Raw genomic sequence first — 12,374 nt, 5'->3', positions numbered from 1 at the left:
TCAAACATCTTGCCTTCGATAAAGGTTTTTTCTTCGAGGGTATGGGCGGGCACGGAAACGTGCTGCTCCTTGCCCTTGGTATCGGTAAAGCGAAAATCAATAAATTTCACGTCTTTGTCGGCAATCAACTGCACGACTTCGGATGGGGTCATGCCCATATCTAATGCACTCCTCGATTTTGGTGGATTCCTATAACCAGTAAGCAGGTTCTGTGCCATGCCCTGCACGGGAATAACAAGGAGGTTTTCGCGCGGTCATGCACTAAGTTAATGCAAAAACTCTTCTTGATGCACTTTTATGGTGCTTATGCGATCCCAAATTGTCAGATTGTTGGGTAAGCGACTGTTTTTTGCGGCGTAAATGGCTGTTTTGGCCATGGCACAAATCCTGCAACAGGCCATTCGCTTTTTTACCACCGTACGAGGACAACCGTGATGAAAAAAATATGGATACTCTCCGCAGCCGTGCTGGCAGCACTTTCCGCCCCGCTGGCGGAGGCCTCTCTTAATCTACCGAACCCTATCGAAGTAGACGCCGGCCCCTTGGGCAAGATTGGCGTGCAGGGTGTGGCGAGTGGTATGGCCTTTTGGCAAGACAATCCCCAGGGACTTCCAGGAACGCTTGGCGCCAAACATGATGGCGCAACCATCACCAACGGTATGGCAATCGTACAAAAATCCTCAGGTTTGGTGCAGTTTTATCTACAGGCCGGGGCCTATAGTTTTCCAACTTTGGCAGAATCTTTTACCGGCGCTGATCCGACGGTGGCAATCAATGATTTTGGAGCGCTGCCGATTGGCTATCTGAAGATTGCTCCGAGCAGTAATTTTTCGGTGCAAATTGGGCAGATGCCGACGCTGATCGGTGCCGAAAGTGGGTTTACCTACCAAAATGTCAATATCGAACGCGGCTTGCTCTGGGACATGGAGCCGATTATCAGTCGCGGTATCCAAGTCAATGCGGGTGCTGGTCCGGTGACCGCATCACTATCGTGGAACGATGGTTATTATTCCAACCGCTATAATGTCATCAGTGGTCTGGTCAGCCTCGCGCTGAATTCTGCGAATACGATTAGCGTATATGGCGAAGGCTCAGTTGGTAAAGTGCGTATGGCAGCGAGTTCTCCGGCCTATAATCCTTACGGAGATGTGAGCCAAATTTATGGGCTGGAGTACGAATACAGCGCCGGTCCGTGGATGGTTGAGCCATATTTTCAGTACATGCATACGCCTGCAAGCGCGCGCTTGGGAATTGGTCACTCGTTTGATAACTACGGTGGTGCAATTTTAGCTAACTACAGTTTTAGCACCGACTATTCCTTGGGCGCGCGTTTGGAATATTTAGAAGTGGGTGGCCCGCTCGGCTATGGATTGAATTCTGGTAGCATCGCTTCAACCCTGACCGGGTTGCCAGCGGATTCACATGCTTGGTCCATTACCGTTACCCCAACCTATCAGTGTGGTGATTTCTTTGCGAGGGCAGAGCTGTCGTATGTTGCCGCTTTTGCACCAGGAACGTATGGATTTGCCGGCCCGACGGGCAGCAATCCTTCGCAGGTGCGCGGCGTAGTGGAAACCGGTTTTCTTTTCTGATGGTGTTATAGGGGGTTCGCTATGAAACTGGTTACGGCAATTATTAAGCCGTTTAAATTGGATGATGTCCGCGAGGCATTGTCGGAAGTGGGTATTCAGGGCCTCACGGTCACCGAGGTAAAGGGATTCGGTCGCCAGAAAGGACATACCGAGCTCTACCGCGGGGCGGAATATGTGGTGGATTTTCTGCCCAAGGTGAAGATTGAAACGGTGATTAAAGATGAGTTTCTCGATACCGCCATCGAGGCCATCAGTAAAGGCGCCAAGACCGGCAAGATCGGCGATGGCAAGATCTTCGTTTCCGACATATCGCAGGCCATTCGCATCCGTACCGGCGAAAGTGGCGACGACGCCCTCTGATTTCTAATAACTCTTAGCTACCGTTACAAGGAGAAACCTATGTCGGTTCCATGGTTAAATACTGGTGACAACGCTTGGCAGCTGACTGCTGCCACCGTCGTCGGCCTACAAAGTGTGCCTGGTTTGGTGGTGCTTTATGCCGGCATCGTCAAAAAGAAATGGGCAGTAAACTCTGCTTTTATGGCCTTTTATGCCTTTGCTGCAGTGCTGATTGCCTGGGTTCTCTGGGCCTACAATATGGGCTTTGGCAATGAATGGTTTCCCTTTGTGGGCCTGCCGCATCCCATCATCAGTATGCAGGACGAGCTGACCCAAGCGCTGATTCCCGCCTCCAACACCACGGCTGCATTTCCCATGTCGACCATGGTGTATTTCCAGTTTGTGTTTGCCGCCATTACCTTGGTCATCATGGCGGGCGCATTTCTTGGGCGCATGAGTTTCAAGGCGTGGATGATCTTTGTCCCGCTCTGGCTGACCTTCTCCTACACGGTTGGTGCCTTCAGCCTGTGGGGTGGCGGCTTCCTTTCCACCTTGGGCGTAATCGACTACTCCGGTGGCTACGTGATCCATCTTTCTGCGGGGGTTGCCGGATTTGTTGGCGCGGCGGTCATCGGTCCGCGTCTGGCCCGCGATCGTGAGAATTTCCAGCCCAACAACGTCCTGTTGATGCTGGTGGGAGCGGGTATCCTGTGGCTCGGTTGGAATGGTTTCAATGGTGGTGACCCCTACGCGGCGAGCCGTGATGCCGGTGCGGCGGTGCTCAACACCAACCTGGCGACGGCGGTGAGCGTCATCGTCTGGACCATCATGGATATCTTCTACTTCAAAAAGCCGGCGGTGATCGGTGCGGTACAAGGCATGATCACGGGCTTGGTTGCCATCACTCCGGCGGCGGGCGTGGTAGACGGTTGGGGTGCGATTGCCATCGGTATTGCTTCGGGCATCATCCCCTGGATGAGCATGAATATTCTTGGTAAGACTGCTCTTTTTCGCAAGGTCGACGATACCCTGGGCGTTTTCCACACCCATGCGGTGGCGGGCGTGCTGGGAGGCATCATGACTGGTATCTTTGCCACCAAGGCGGGCTGCACGGCTTTCGGCTTGAGCACCCCCGGCGGCGCCATCGAAGGCAACTGGCATCAGGTTTGGTTGCAGGTGATTGGTGCTGCCTTCATCATTGCCCTGAATATCGTGGTGACCTTCATCCTGCTCAAACTCATCAGTCTGGTCGTTCCCTTGCGTATGAGCGAAGAGGAGCTGCTCGTTGGTGACGACGCCGTCCACGGCGAGGAGGCCTATGCCTTCTATGGAGAGGGCGAACGTCATCCGGTGTTGGGCGATTGATCGCGGTTTGCCTATAAACATGCGCTTTCGGCGGCCCTAGGGCCGCCGTTTTTGTGGGAGGATCGAATGACTAGCATTTTGGTGTTGCAACATCACCCTGAGGAAGGTCTGGGTAGCCTGGCGCCTCTGTTGGCAGCAGCGGGCTTCTCTGTTGACCTGCGGGCTCTGGATGCCGGTGATTCAGTGCCCGAGGACCTTGGGAGCTATGCTGCTCTTATCCTTATGGGCGGTCCGATGAGCGTTCACGATGAGGCAGACTATCCTTGGTTGAAAGCGGAAAAGAGACTGATTGCCCTCGCTGCTAAACAGCAGCGCCCCATTTTGGGGCACTGTCTTGGCGCCCAGTTGATTACCGTTGCGCTGGGCGGGCAGGTGCTGCCCAATCCCGTCGGTGCGGAACTTGGCTGGTGGCCGGTGTCTGTAACGGCCGCCGGGAGTGCCTGGTGGCCGGACCTGCCCCCGAGTATTCCTCTCTTTCACTGGCATGGTGAGCATTGTGCTGCCCTGCCAGCGGGAGCCGAGTTGCTAGCAACCAATGCCGCGACGGCAGCGCAGGCCTTTGCCGTTGGCCCGCGCATCCTCGCCTTGCAGGCGCATCCCGAGGTGACCGCGCAGCAAGTCCGGCAATGGACGGCAGCAGGCGTGGCGGACTTGGCCGCTGGGGGGAGCTATGTGCAGTCGGCGGCGGAAATTCTCGGCAATGTGGATGCTGCCTGCGCAGAACTTGCCGCCATTGCGGCGACGTTGTACCGTCCGTGGTTGGAGCAGGTACAGAGAGCAATGGCATGAGCAATACCCCGGCCTGGGTACGCATCACGGCAATCCTTCGTCCGCAACGCCTCGATCAAGTGTGTGATCGCTTGGCGGAATTGGGCGTGGGCGGTGTAACGGTTACGGAGGTCGATGGCGTTGGTCAGCAGCGCGGCTACTCGACCCTGCATAGTGGCGTCTGGTATCAGTCGCGCAGCCATCCCAAGGTGCAGATCGAGACGGTGGTCGAAGCAATCCACACATCATCCATCCTTGCCCTGATTCGCGCCGAAGCCGCTACCGGAGAAATGGGTGACGGCAAAATTTGGATCGAGCCCGTTGCGCAGGTCGTGTCGATTCGCTCCGAGACGGTTACAGCTCCCGGCTGACAATGGCCTGTATGCGCTCTGGCTGAAAGCGCGACCAGTAGAGCCCTAAGGCCGTCGTTGCACAAACCATGAAAATAAACAACAGGATCGTATTGCCAATACTGCCGCTGGGAAAAGGCACCACGGTTCCGTAAAAAACGGCGCCAAGCAAAGGCAGGCTAATGAGGGTAATGAGGAGACTCAGCCAGCGTAACTCCAAGCGCTGCTGAAAGAGGTAGCGCAACGCTGCCAGATTGCCCAGGGCGTAGAGCAGCACAAAGCCCAAGGCGGTAAAGGTTCCGAAGATGCCGATCAGGCTGAGGATCTCGGTGTGGGTGAGCCAGAACAGTACAATGCTGGCTAACACCACCACGCCCAAAGCGTAAAGAGCAACGACCGGCGTGCCATAGGTTAGATGTCTGCGCGTCAGAATATGCGGTAGTACTCCGTGCCCGGCCATGCTCAAGAGGATGCGAGAAATGCTGTTGAAGGTCGCGATGCTCGCAGAAAAGGCGGCAGTAGCCATGGCCAAATCCACTACCACGCCGAGCCAGGGATCGCCCATGGCGGTGGCGATGGCATTCAACGGGGTGCTGGCGTTACCCAAGGATTGCCCGAGTCGATCAAAGGCAAGGGTTTCGGTGTAGGCCAGAAAGGCAAAAAAGAGGCCAACCAAGAGCACCGCCCAGCGCATGATGCCGGGGATGGCCTGCGGTTTTTCGGCTTCTGCAGCCAAATTTCCGGCTGTCTCGAAGCCGCCGTAGGCGAGCAAGGCCAAGACCAGGGCGCTGAGCAACGACGGTGGGTGCAGATGTCCGAGCTGCCACTGCTGGGGATCGCTGATGCCAAAGTGCTGCAAAGTCAGCACGGCAATGAGCAAGATGCAGGCAAGGGAAAACCATTCCACCCAAAGACCCCAACGTGCCGAGATCTCCACCCCGCGCCGGGCAAGGAGGAAGGCGATGGCGAGGGTTGCCAGGGCGAGAGGAAAAAGTAGATCCGGCGCTTGGGGAAAGAGGGTGTGCAGGCCAGTGTTGGCAAAGAGCCCGCAAAGGAGAGGGGCGCCGAGAAGGGCGCCACCGTAGCCGAGAATCATGGTAAAGCCAGCGACCAAGCCCGCCACAGGATGTAGGGCCTTGGCCAAATAAAAGAAGAGTGAGCCCGGCGAAGGAAAATGCTTGGCCAGAATCCCCAACTGCACGGCAACCAGCCACATCACCAGGCCTACCAAGGCATAGGCGAGCCAAGTAAAACTACCGCCATGCACTGCCACGAGGGCGATGGTCACCGCCGGCATGGCCGAGGGCGTGATATTCGCCACGGCATGGCCCCAGACCTCGCGGGTGCTTACCCGCTGGGCAGAATGCACCATATCTCAGTCGCCGGCGATGGTCATTCTCTCGATGAGGACCGAAGGGCTGCCGGTGCCGCCGTGAATCAGTAAATCACTGCCCACGGCGACCATGCCCCGGAACATTTCCCGCAAATTGCCGGCAATGGTGATTTCCTCCACCGGGTATTGAATGCTGCCGTTTTCTACCCAGAATCCCGCAGCCCCACGGGAGTAGTCGCCGGTGACACCATTGACGCCAAAGCCGATGAGTTCGGTAACCAACAAACCACGGCCCATCTTCCGCAACAGCGCCTCGAGATCGTCGGTGCCGGGGGCCAGGGTCAGGTTGTGGGCACCGCCGGCGTTGCCGGTGCTTTGCAGACCGAGTTTGCGCGCGCTGTAGACATCGAGCAAGTAGGATTGCAAGACGCCATCCCGAATCAGATCGCGATTACGAGTGGCAACGCCATCGCCATCAAAACTGGCACTCGCCAAGCCGCGCCGGCGCAAAGGCTCCTCGTAAATGCGAATGTGGCTGGGGAACAGCGTTTGCCCGAGGCTGTCCTGCAAAAAGCTCGCCTTGCGATAGAGGCTGCCGCCACTGATGGCTTGGGCAAAATGGCCCAGCAGGCTGGCGGCTACTTGGTTTTCAAAGAGGACCGGAGCCGTACAGGTGGAAATCTTGCGCGCACCCAGTCGACGCAAGGCGCGCTCGGCGCAAACGCGCCCAATCTCGGCGGGACTGGCGAGGTCGGATGGGCGACGAGCGACGTCGTACCAGTAGTCGCGCTGCATACCGCTATCGTCCTCGGCAATCACCGAGCAAGAAAGACTGTGGCGTGTCCCGCGGCTGCTGCCCATAAAGCCCAGACTATTGGCGTAGACGCTCGCCCCCTCGCCGGTGCTGATACTCGCCCCCTCGGAATTGCGAATGCGCGGATCGGCAGCGCGGGCAACATCCTCGCATTGGCGGGCAAGGTCGGCGGCGGTGTCGGGATCGATCTCCCAGGGGTGGTAGAGATCGAGGTCGGGAAACGTAGTGGCGAACAGAGAAGGATCAGCCAGACCGGCGGCCGAGTCAGCACCCGTATGGCGGGCAATGTTCAACGCCGCTGCCACGGTCTCCGTGAGGGCCGCCAAGGAAAAATCCGAACTCGAGGCCGAACCCTTGCGCTCGCCCAGGTAGACAGTGACGCCGACGGTCTTGTCGCGATGATACTCCACCGACTCCACCTCGCCCAGGCGCACGCTGAGCGACAAGCCCTTGCCGCTGCTCGCCCCGACCTCCGCAGCACTGGCACCCTGGCTTTTGGCAATTTCCAGACAGCGCTGGGCCACGTCCTGGAGCTCTTGGGTTTCGCTGCTGTGCATGGACAATCCTTTTGGCAATGTTGCGATGCCTCCATCTTAAACGCTCGTCGGCCCGCGGGGAAAGGTCGACGATTTTTGCCGCGCGCAAAATCGGGGTACCATGGCGAAGACCGCAGTTTATGCTTGGCACGGATACGACGGAAATGGCAGGAAAAACCCTCTACGACAAACTTTGGGAGCAGCATGAAGTGCTGCGCGAGGCGGATGGCCGGACCTTGCTCTACATCGATCGGCAGCTCTTGCACGAAGTGACCAGTCCCCAAGCCTTTTCTGGACTGCGTGCGGCGGGGCGGCGCCTATGGCGCATCGACGCCAACATTGCCACGGCCGACCATAATGTTCCCACCACCGACCGGGCGGCGGGCATTACCGACGAGACCTCTCGCCTGCAAGTGGAGACCTTGGACCGCAATTGTGCCGAGTTTGGTGTGGAAGAATTTGGCATGCTCGACCAGCGGCAGGGCATCGTCCATGTTATTGCGCCGGAGCAGGGGCTCACCCTGCCGGGAATGACCGTGGTTTGCGGCGATTCCCATACCGCCACCCATGGTGCCCTCGGGGCGCTGGCTTTTGGTATCGGTACTACGGAAGTCGAACATGTGCTGGCTACACAGTGCTTGTGGACGCGCAAGTCCAAGAACATGCGGGTCTGGGTGGAGGGTAGTTTGCCCCGTGGGGTGAGCGCCAAAGACTTGGTCCTCGCCATCATTGGCGAGATCGGTACCGCCGGAGGCACCGGGCACGCGATCGAGTTTGCTGGCCCGGCCATCGAGGCCCTTAGCATCGAAGGGCGGATGACACTCTGCAATATGGCCATCGAAGCCGGTGCTCGCTCCGGCATGGTTGCCCCCGACGCGCTGACCTTTGCCTACCTGCAAGGGCGCCCCTATGCCCCGCAGGGAGCGCTTTGGGAGCGCGCCGTGGCCTTCTGGCAGGGCCTGCACAGCGATCCCGACGCGCATTTCGACCGCGAAGTGCGGATCGATGCCAGCGCCCTATCGCCACAGGTGAGTTGGGGCACCAGTCCGGAGATGGTCTTACCCATCGACGCGTGCATTCCGGATCCAGCAACGGCCCCCGATCCCGTGCGTCGTGAGGCTTGGCAACGCGCTCTGCGCTACATGGATCTGCGGCCCGGCACGCCGATAAGTGAGTTGCAGGTCGACAAGGTTTTCATTGGATCCTGCACCAATGGTCGGATAGAGGATTTACGTGCAGCGGCAGAAGTGGTCCGTGGCAAACGCAAGGCCGATTCGGTACGTGCCGTGCTGGTGGTGCCGGGCTCCGGTTTGGTGAAGGCGCAGGCCGAAGCCGAAGGGCTCGATGAAATCTTTCGCGCGGCGGGCTTTGAGTGGCGCGAACCCGGTTGCTCCATGTGCTTGGCCATGAATGCCGATCGCTTGGAGCCCGGAGAGCGTTGTGCGGCCACCTCGAACCGCAATTTCGAGGGCCGCCAAGGAGCGGGCGGGCGTACCCACCTCGTCAGTCCCGCCATGGCCGCTGCTGCCGCCATCGCCGGGCATTTCGTGGACGTGCGGCAACTCTCCGCATGAAAATGCTCTTGCTGCGAATCCTCCTTCTGCTCTTCAGCTGCGGGTTGACGGAGTTGGGGGCCATTGCCGCTAGTCGCGCCGCTTCCAATCAACTCGCTGCCGTCGAGTATGTCGTTCTCAAGCGTATGGAGAAATCCTGAAATGCAAGCCTTTACCACCGTCGATTCGGTATTGATCCCCCTCGACCGGGCCAATGTCGACACCGATGCCATCATCCCCAAGCAGTTTTTAAAGACCATCGAGCGCCAGGGCTTGGGAAAATTCCTCTTTTTCGACTGGCGCTATCGCAACGGTAACTTGGGCGAAGAAAACCCTGATTTCGTCCTCAACGATCCGCGCTATCGCGGCGCCCAAGTGCTCCTGACACGGCAAAATTTTGGCTGCGGATCGAGCCGCGAGCATGCTCCCTGGGCCTTGGCGGATTATGGCATCCGCGCCATTATCGCGCCCAGCTTTGCCGATATCTTTGCCAATAATTGCGTGCAGAACGGGATTCTGCTCATCAGTCTTCCGCAGGAGCAGATCGATTCCCTCTTTGCCGCAACCCAAACAGAGCCGGTGCAGGTCCACATCGACCTCGCCGCCGAGGAGTTGCGCCTCGACAGTGGCCGGCGCTACGCCTTCAGTATTGCGCCTGGTGCCAAGCACAAACTCCTGCATGGGCTCGACGATATCGAATTGACGCTTGGTCATGCGGCGGCGATTCGCGCCTATGAACAACAGCGTCGGCAACAGATGCCTTGGTTATTTCGCGAGGAAGCACGACATGGTTGAAGAAGAATCAGGATTGCCCCCGATCAGTCCCCACGCCCGCATCGTTACGGGCCAGACCAAGCGCGGCAAGCCCTGCCGCGTGGTGGATAATACCGGCAGCGTCGCCGAGGTGCATCTGCGGGAGTTGTTGCTCGACTTGGTCGAGCAAGATCTCTTTCAACCCTTGGGGTTGAGCTCGACGGGTGGCAACAGCATCCAGATTGGTGCAGCAAAGAATGCCCACGTGCAACTGGGGGATGACCTCTACCGTTTGATCGTGGCCGACTACGAGGCGCGGGTCGAGCGCTTCTGAATGGAAGCCCCTAGGGCATGAGGCGCTCGATGCGCCAATCGGTCCCGTCTGCCACGTACACGAAGCGATCGTGCAAGCGGTTGCTCCGCCCCTGCCAAAACTCAAAACGCGAGGGTGCGAGGCGGTAGCCGAGCCAAGCCGGATTACGCGGTACTTCGCCGTTGGGGTATTCCGCCGCCAATTCCGCTACGCGCGCCTCGAGGGCTGCGCGGTCGGCAATCGATCGGCTTTGTTCCGAGGCAGCCGCAGCAAGACGACTACCCAGCGGACGTTGGCGAAAGTACGCCTCGGCATCGGCTTCGGGAAGGGTCTCGACTTGCCCCTGCAGGCGCAACTGCCGATCGAGTTCCGGCCAGTAAAAGACCGCCGCGGCGTGGGGATTGCTTTGTAGTTCCCGCCCCTTTTGACTGCGGCTATCGGTGTACCAGCAGATGCCCCGGACATCGAAGTGCTTGAGCAGCACGAAGCGCACGCTGGGCTCACCGCTGGCGTTCGCCGTTGCCAGAGCCATCGCGGTGGGATCGAAATTATCCGTGGCCGCTGCATCTTGCAGCCAGCGCCGCATTTGCTCCCAAGGGTCCGGATGGAGATCCGCCCGGCGCAGGGAGCCGCGCACGAAGTCCCTGCGCGTGGAACGATGGTCGACTTCGCCTTCCATGGGGAGCCTATTGCGGCGCGGCGCTGCGGCGAATCACCCCATCCGGACCGCCGAGGAGGACTACATCGGCATGGCGCAGGGCGAATATGCCATTGTCCAGCACCCCGGGAATGCTATTGATTTTGCTCTCCATGGCGGCCGGATCGCGAAGATCGAGGCCGACCACGTCGAGAATCACATTGCCGTTATCGCTGGTGAAGCCGCTGCGCAGGCTCGGGTTGCCCCCCAACTTGACGAGCTGCCGTGCCACGAAGCTGCGCGCAAAAGGGATGACCTCTACCGGCAGAGGAAAGCTGCCTAAGGCACGGTGATCCTTGGATTGGTCGGCGATGCAGATGAAGCGCTGAGCCGCCGAGGCGACGATCTTTTCGCGGGTGAGGGCACCGCCGCCGCCCTTGATCAGGCGAAAATGTGGGTCGATTTCGTCGGCACCGTCGACGTACACCGGGATGTCGCCGGTATCGTTCAGGTCGAGTACGCGCAAACCCAAAGACTTGAGCCGTTCCGCGGTGCCAAGACTCGAAGGCACATAGCCATCTACCGCGATCTTGGCGCGCCCTAGGGCATCGATAAAATGATTGCTGGTCGAGCCCGTGCCGACGCCAACGATCATCCCCGGCTTTATGTAGTCCAAGGCCGCCTCGGCTGCCATTTTCTTTTGTGCATCAATATCCATGTTTACTTCCTCTATATCGACGATTTTCCTCCAAGCGCCGCAAGAACACTCTTGCCAAGGGAAGGGCGGAAGCGGGATTTTGACCGCTATACAGCTGGCGATCCTCCGTGATCCATTCCTGCCAAGGCTCGCCGCCAACTACGGTAAAACCTACAGCACGCAGGCCTTCCTCTAGATGATAGGGCCAGCGGCCGGCAAGAGTCGTCTGCTCTTCTTCACGCTTTTGAAAGCAGCTTACCGCAAAGCCAGCAAAAGGGCGATCCTGTTCGCCGGCCGGGCGGGCGAGGAGGGCGGCAGCCCCATGACAAAGGGTGGCAACGGGGAGATTTTTTTGTCGACAGAAGGAGAGTAGGTCGCCAACCGCGCTGGATTCCGGGAAGTCTACCAAGGGGCCGTTGCCACCGGGAATGAAAATGCCGCGCAGGGCAGGTCGCAGTGGCGCGAGCGCAGCGATGGAGAGGCGGTGGTCGAGGGGAAGTTTGGCCGTTTCCTGGTGCAAAAAATGCTGCTTGTCGCGATCGTTTCCCAGGTTTGCGAGATCCAGACTCTGCGGATCGATCTGCGCTGTCTCACCATCCGGAGTCACGAAGAGCAAGGGCCATCCCGCCGCACGTAGCGCTTGCCAAGGCACGAGGAGTTCCTCTGCCCAGACGCCGGTGGCGATGCTGCTCCCGTCTGCCAGAGGCAAGCTCTTGGCGCTCGAGAGGAGGAAGGCGACGAAGGGTTGGCTCGGTAACATAGGTACGAGTATAGCAGGTTTGATGTTCAATAAAAAAATAAAGTTATATTTTTATTGGCCTGTTAAAATGATGTTTGAGAAATTCCCCATCTTTTGCGATCACTATTTCGAGCATAATCTATACAATGTTGTAAGGACAATGTTTCGCTTTTTTTCTAAAGAGCTGAATAGTCACAAATCTATCTATAAGAAAAAAGTAATATGTTTATATGGTAATTTTTCTGAATTCAGTTTCCTAATCGATCCTCGTTCTACCCAAAAATATTTGAAGTCCTTAACTATTGCGTCTGGGTTTTTGCTGGCATACCTTAGTCGCCGAATCGTAGACTTTGGTAAAAATATAACTTTGTATGAATATTTGCCTGAGGTAGTGGGTGTCATTTTTGCTTCACCGGTTCGATTGGCTAGCGACATAAATGGCATTGGTCGGGGTAGAAAAGGGAGTGCTTCGCCCAAGCTTTTCGCTAGGGAAGATCTGATCTAGCCGAAGAAGGCATTGCCGTTGATCCAGAATCTCAAAAAAAACGCCATGAGGCCCATTGCTGATCGAAATACCACTATTTT

Annotated in this window: 15 protein-coding genes; 9 read left to right on the top strand and 6 right to left on the bottom strand. The window is 57.9% G+C overall.

The features are described 5' to 3' along the window. Nucleotides 1–158, bottom strand: a 158-nt coding sequence (locus RTI30_RS08715) for a glutamine synthetase beta-grasp domain-containing protein (protein WP_409449695.1), incomplete at its 3' end; no start/stop codon positions are given. Nucleotides 159–434: 276 nt separating this feature from the next. Between RTI30_RS08715 and RTI30_RS08710 the strand changes: the two genes are divergently transcribed. The 5 genes from RTI30_RS08710 to RTI30_RS08690 all read left to right on the top strand — a co-directional run bounded on the left by RTI30_RS08710 (nucleotide 435) and on the right by RTI30_RS08690 (nucleotide 4,435). Then, nucleotides 435–1,592 (top strand): outer membrane beta-barrel protein, encoded by a 1,158-nt coding sequence (locus RTI30_RS08710; RefSeq protein ID WP_312263422.1) that lies wholly within the window; start codon nucleotides 435–437, stop codon nucleotides 1,590–1,592. 21 nt (nucleotides 1,593–1,613) lie between these two features. Then, the gene (gene glnK, locus RTI30_RS08705; RefSeq protein WP_312263421.1) at nucleotides 1,614–1,952 is read left to right on the top strand and encodes a P-II family nitrogen regulator; all 339 of its coding nucleotides are present in this window, start codon (nucleotides 1,614–1,616) and stop codon (nucleotides 1,950–1,952) included. Nucleotides 1,953–1,991: 39 nt separating this feature from the next. After that, nucleotides 1,992–3,296, top strand: a complete 1,305-nt coding sequence (locus RTI30_RS08700) for an ammonium transporter (RefSeq protein WP_312263420.1) — start codon at nucleotides 1,992–1,994, stop codon at nucleotides 3,294–3,296. Nucleotides 3,297–3,362: 66 nt separating this feature from the next. Then, entirely contained in the window at nucleotides 3,363–4,085 is a 723-nt protein-coding gene (locus tag RTI30_RS08695; protein ID WP_312263419.1) for a type 1 glutamine amidotransferase, read from the top strand. Further along, complete coding sequence (locus tag RTI30_RS08690) at nucleotides 4,082–4,435, top strand: P-II family nitrogen regulator (RefSeq protein WP_312263418.1); 354 nt, start codon at nucleotides 4,082–4,084, stop codon at nucleotides 4,433–4,435. The genes RTI30_RS08695 and RTI30_RS08690 overlap by 4 nt, the downstream gene beginning before the upstream one ends. Here the strand turns inward: RTI30_RS08690 and RTI30_RS08685 are convergent. Then, nucleotides 4,419–5,786, bottom strand: coding sequence for an APC family permease (locus RTI30_RS08685; protein ID WP_312274817.1), 1,368 nt, complete (start codon nucleotides 5,784–5,786; stop codon nucleotides 4,419–4,421). The genes RTI30_RS08690 and RTI30_RS08685 overlap by 17 nt on opposite strands. Before the next feature lie 3 nt (nucleotides 5,787–5,789). Then, on the bottom strand, nucleotides 5,790–7,118 hold the full coding sequence (gene pmbA / locus RTI30_RS08680; RefSeq protein ID WP_312263305.1) for a metalloprotease PmbA: 1,329 nt from the start codon (nucleotides 7,116–7,118) through the stop codon (nucleotides 5,790–5,792). 143 nt (nucleotides 7,119–7,261) lie between these two features. Between pmbA and leuC the strand changes: the two genes are divergently transcribed. From leuC to RTI30_RS08660, 4 genes are read left to right on the top strand one after another with little or no spacing between them, the layout of a single operon-like run. Then, nucleotides 7,262–8,671 carry a 3-isopropylmalate dehydratase large subunit gene (leuC, locus tag RTI30_RS08675; RefSeq protein WP_312263304.1) on the top strand — a complete coding sequence of 470 codons (1,410 nt, stop codon included), beginning with the start codon at nucleotides 7,262–7,264 and terminating at the stop codon, nucleotides 8,669–8,671. Continuing rightward, nucleotides 8,668–8,811, top strand: coding sequence for a hypothetical protein (locus RTI30_RS08670; protein ID WP_312263303.1), 144 nt, complete (start codon nucleotides 8,668–8,670; stop codon nucleotides 8,809–8,811). The genes leuC and RTI30_RS08670 overlap by 4 nt, the downstream gene beginning before the upstream one ends. A 1-nt stretch (nucleotide 8,812) precedes the next feature. After that, a complete protein-coding gene (gene leuD / locus RTI30_RS08665; RefSeq protein WP_312263302.1) occupies nucleotides 8,813–9,445 on the top strand; it encodes a 3-isopropylmalate dehydratase small subunit in 633 nt (210 codons plus the stop codon). Further along, nucleotides 9,438–9,737 (top strand): hypothetical protein, encoded by a 300-nt coding sequence (locus RTI30_RS08660; RefSeq protein WP_312263301.1) that lies wholly within the window; start codon nucleotides 9,438–9,440, stop codon nucleotides 9,735–9,737. Before leuD ends, RTI30_RS08660 begins: the two co-directional genes overlap by 8 nt. Before the next feature lie 10 nt (nucleotides 9,738–9,747). Here RTI30_RS08660 and pdxH read toward each other — a convergent pair whose 3' ends face one another. The 3 genes from pdxH to RTI30_RS08645 are packed head-to-tail and all read right to left on the bottom strand — an operon-like array spanning nucleotide 9,748 to nucleotide 11,810. Next, nucleotides 9,748–10,395 (bottom strand): pyridoxamine 5'-phosphate oxidase, encoded by a 648-nt coding sequence (pdxH, locus tag RTI30_RS08655; protein ID WP_312263300.1) that lies wholly within the window; start codon nucleotides 10,393–10,395, stop codon nucleotides 9,748–9,750. Between the two features lie 7 nt (nucleotides 10,396–10,402). Further along, complete coding sequence (rpiA, locus tag RTI30_RS08650; RefSeq protein ID WP_312263299.1) at nucleotides 10,403–11,071, bottom strand: ribose-5-phosphate isomerase RpiA; 669 nt, start codon at nucleotides 11,069–11,071, stop codon at nucleotides 10,403–10,405. Further along, entirely contained in the window at nucleotides 11,061–11,810 is a 750-nt protein-coding gene (locus tag RTI30_RS08645; protein WP_312263298.1) for a type 1 glutamine amidotransferase domain-containing protein, read from the bottom strand. The genes rpiA and RTI30_RS08645 overlap by 11 nt, the downstream gene beginning before the upstream one ends. Between the last annotated feature and the right edge of the window lie 564 nt (nucleotides 11,811–12,374).

The sequence above is a fragment of the Candidatus Igneacidithiobacillus taiwanensis genome (genome assembly GCF_031962545.1).
GTDB lineage: Bacteria > Pseudomonadota > Gammaproteobacteria > Acidithiobacillales > Acidithiobacillaceae > Igneacidithiobacillus > Igneacidithiobacillus taiwanensis.
Note: the sequence above shows the minus strand (reverse complement) of the source record. Positions and strands in the feature narration are given on the sequence as shown.

Bases quoted from the DNA above. Each gene is read 5' to 3' on its own strand.
- RTI30_RS08710 (WP_312263422.1), top strand. From the start codon at position 435: ATGAAAAAAATATGGATACTCTCCGCAGCCGTGCTGGCAGCACTTTCC.
- glnK (WP_312263421.1), top strand. From the start codon at position 1,614: ATGAAACTGGTTACGGCAATTATTAAGCCGTTTAAATTGGATGATGTC.
- RTI30_RS08700 (WP_312263420.1), top strand. From the start codon at position 1,992: ATGTCGGTTCCATGGTTAAATACTGGTGACAACGCTTGGCAGCTGACT.
- RTI30_RS08695 (WP_312263419.1), top strand. From the start codon at position 3,363: ATGACTAGCATTTTGGTGTTGCAACATCACCCTGAGGAAGGTCTGGGT.
- RTI30_RS08690 (WP_312263418.1), top strand. From the start codon at position 4,082: ATGAGCAATACCCCGGCCTGGGTACGCATCACGGCAATCCTTCGTCCG.
- RTI30_RS08685 (WP_312274817.1), bottom strand. From the start codon at position 5,786: ATGGTGCATTCTGCCCAGCGGGTAAGCACCCGCGAGGTCTGGGGCCAT.
- pmbA (WP_312263305.1), bottom strand. From the start codon at position 7,118: ATGCACAGCAGCGAAACCCAAGAGCTCCAGGACGTGGCCCAGCGCTGT.
- leuC (WP_312263304.1), top strand. From the start codon at position 7,262: ATGGCAGGAAAAACCCTCTACGACAAACTTTGGGAGCAGCATGAAGTG.
- RTI30_RS08670 (WP_312263303.1), top strand. From the start codon at position 8,668: ATGAAAATGCTCTTGCTGCGAATCCTCCTTCTGCTCTTCAGCTGCGGG.
- leuD (WP_312263302.1), top strand. From the start codon at position 8,813: ATGCAAGCCTTTACCACCGTCGATTCGGTATTGATCCCCCTCGACCGG.
- RTI30_RS08660 (WP_312263301.1), top strand. From the start codon at position 9,438: ATGGTTGAAGAAGAATCAGGATTGCCCCCGATCAGTCCCCACGCCCGC.
- pdxH (WP_312263300.1), bottom strand. From the start codon at position 10,395: ATGGAAGGCGAAGTCGACCATCGTTCCACGCGCAGGGACTTCGTGCGC.
- rpiA (WP_312263299.1), bottom strand. From the start codon at position 11,071: ATGGATATTGATGCACAAAAGAAAATGGCAGCCGAGGCGGCCTTGGAC.
- RTI30_RS08645 (WP_312263298.1), bottom strand. From the start codon at position 11,810: ATGTTACCGAGCCAACCCTTCGTCGCCTTCCTCCTCTCGAGCGCCAAG.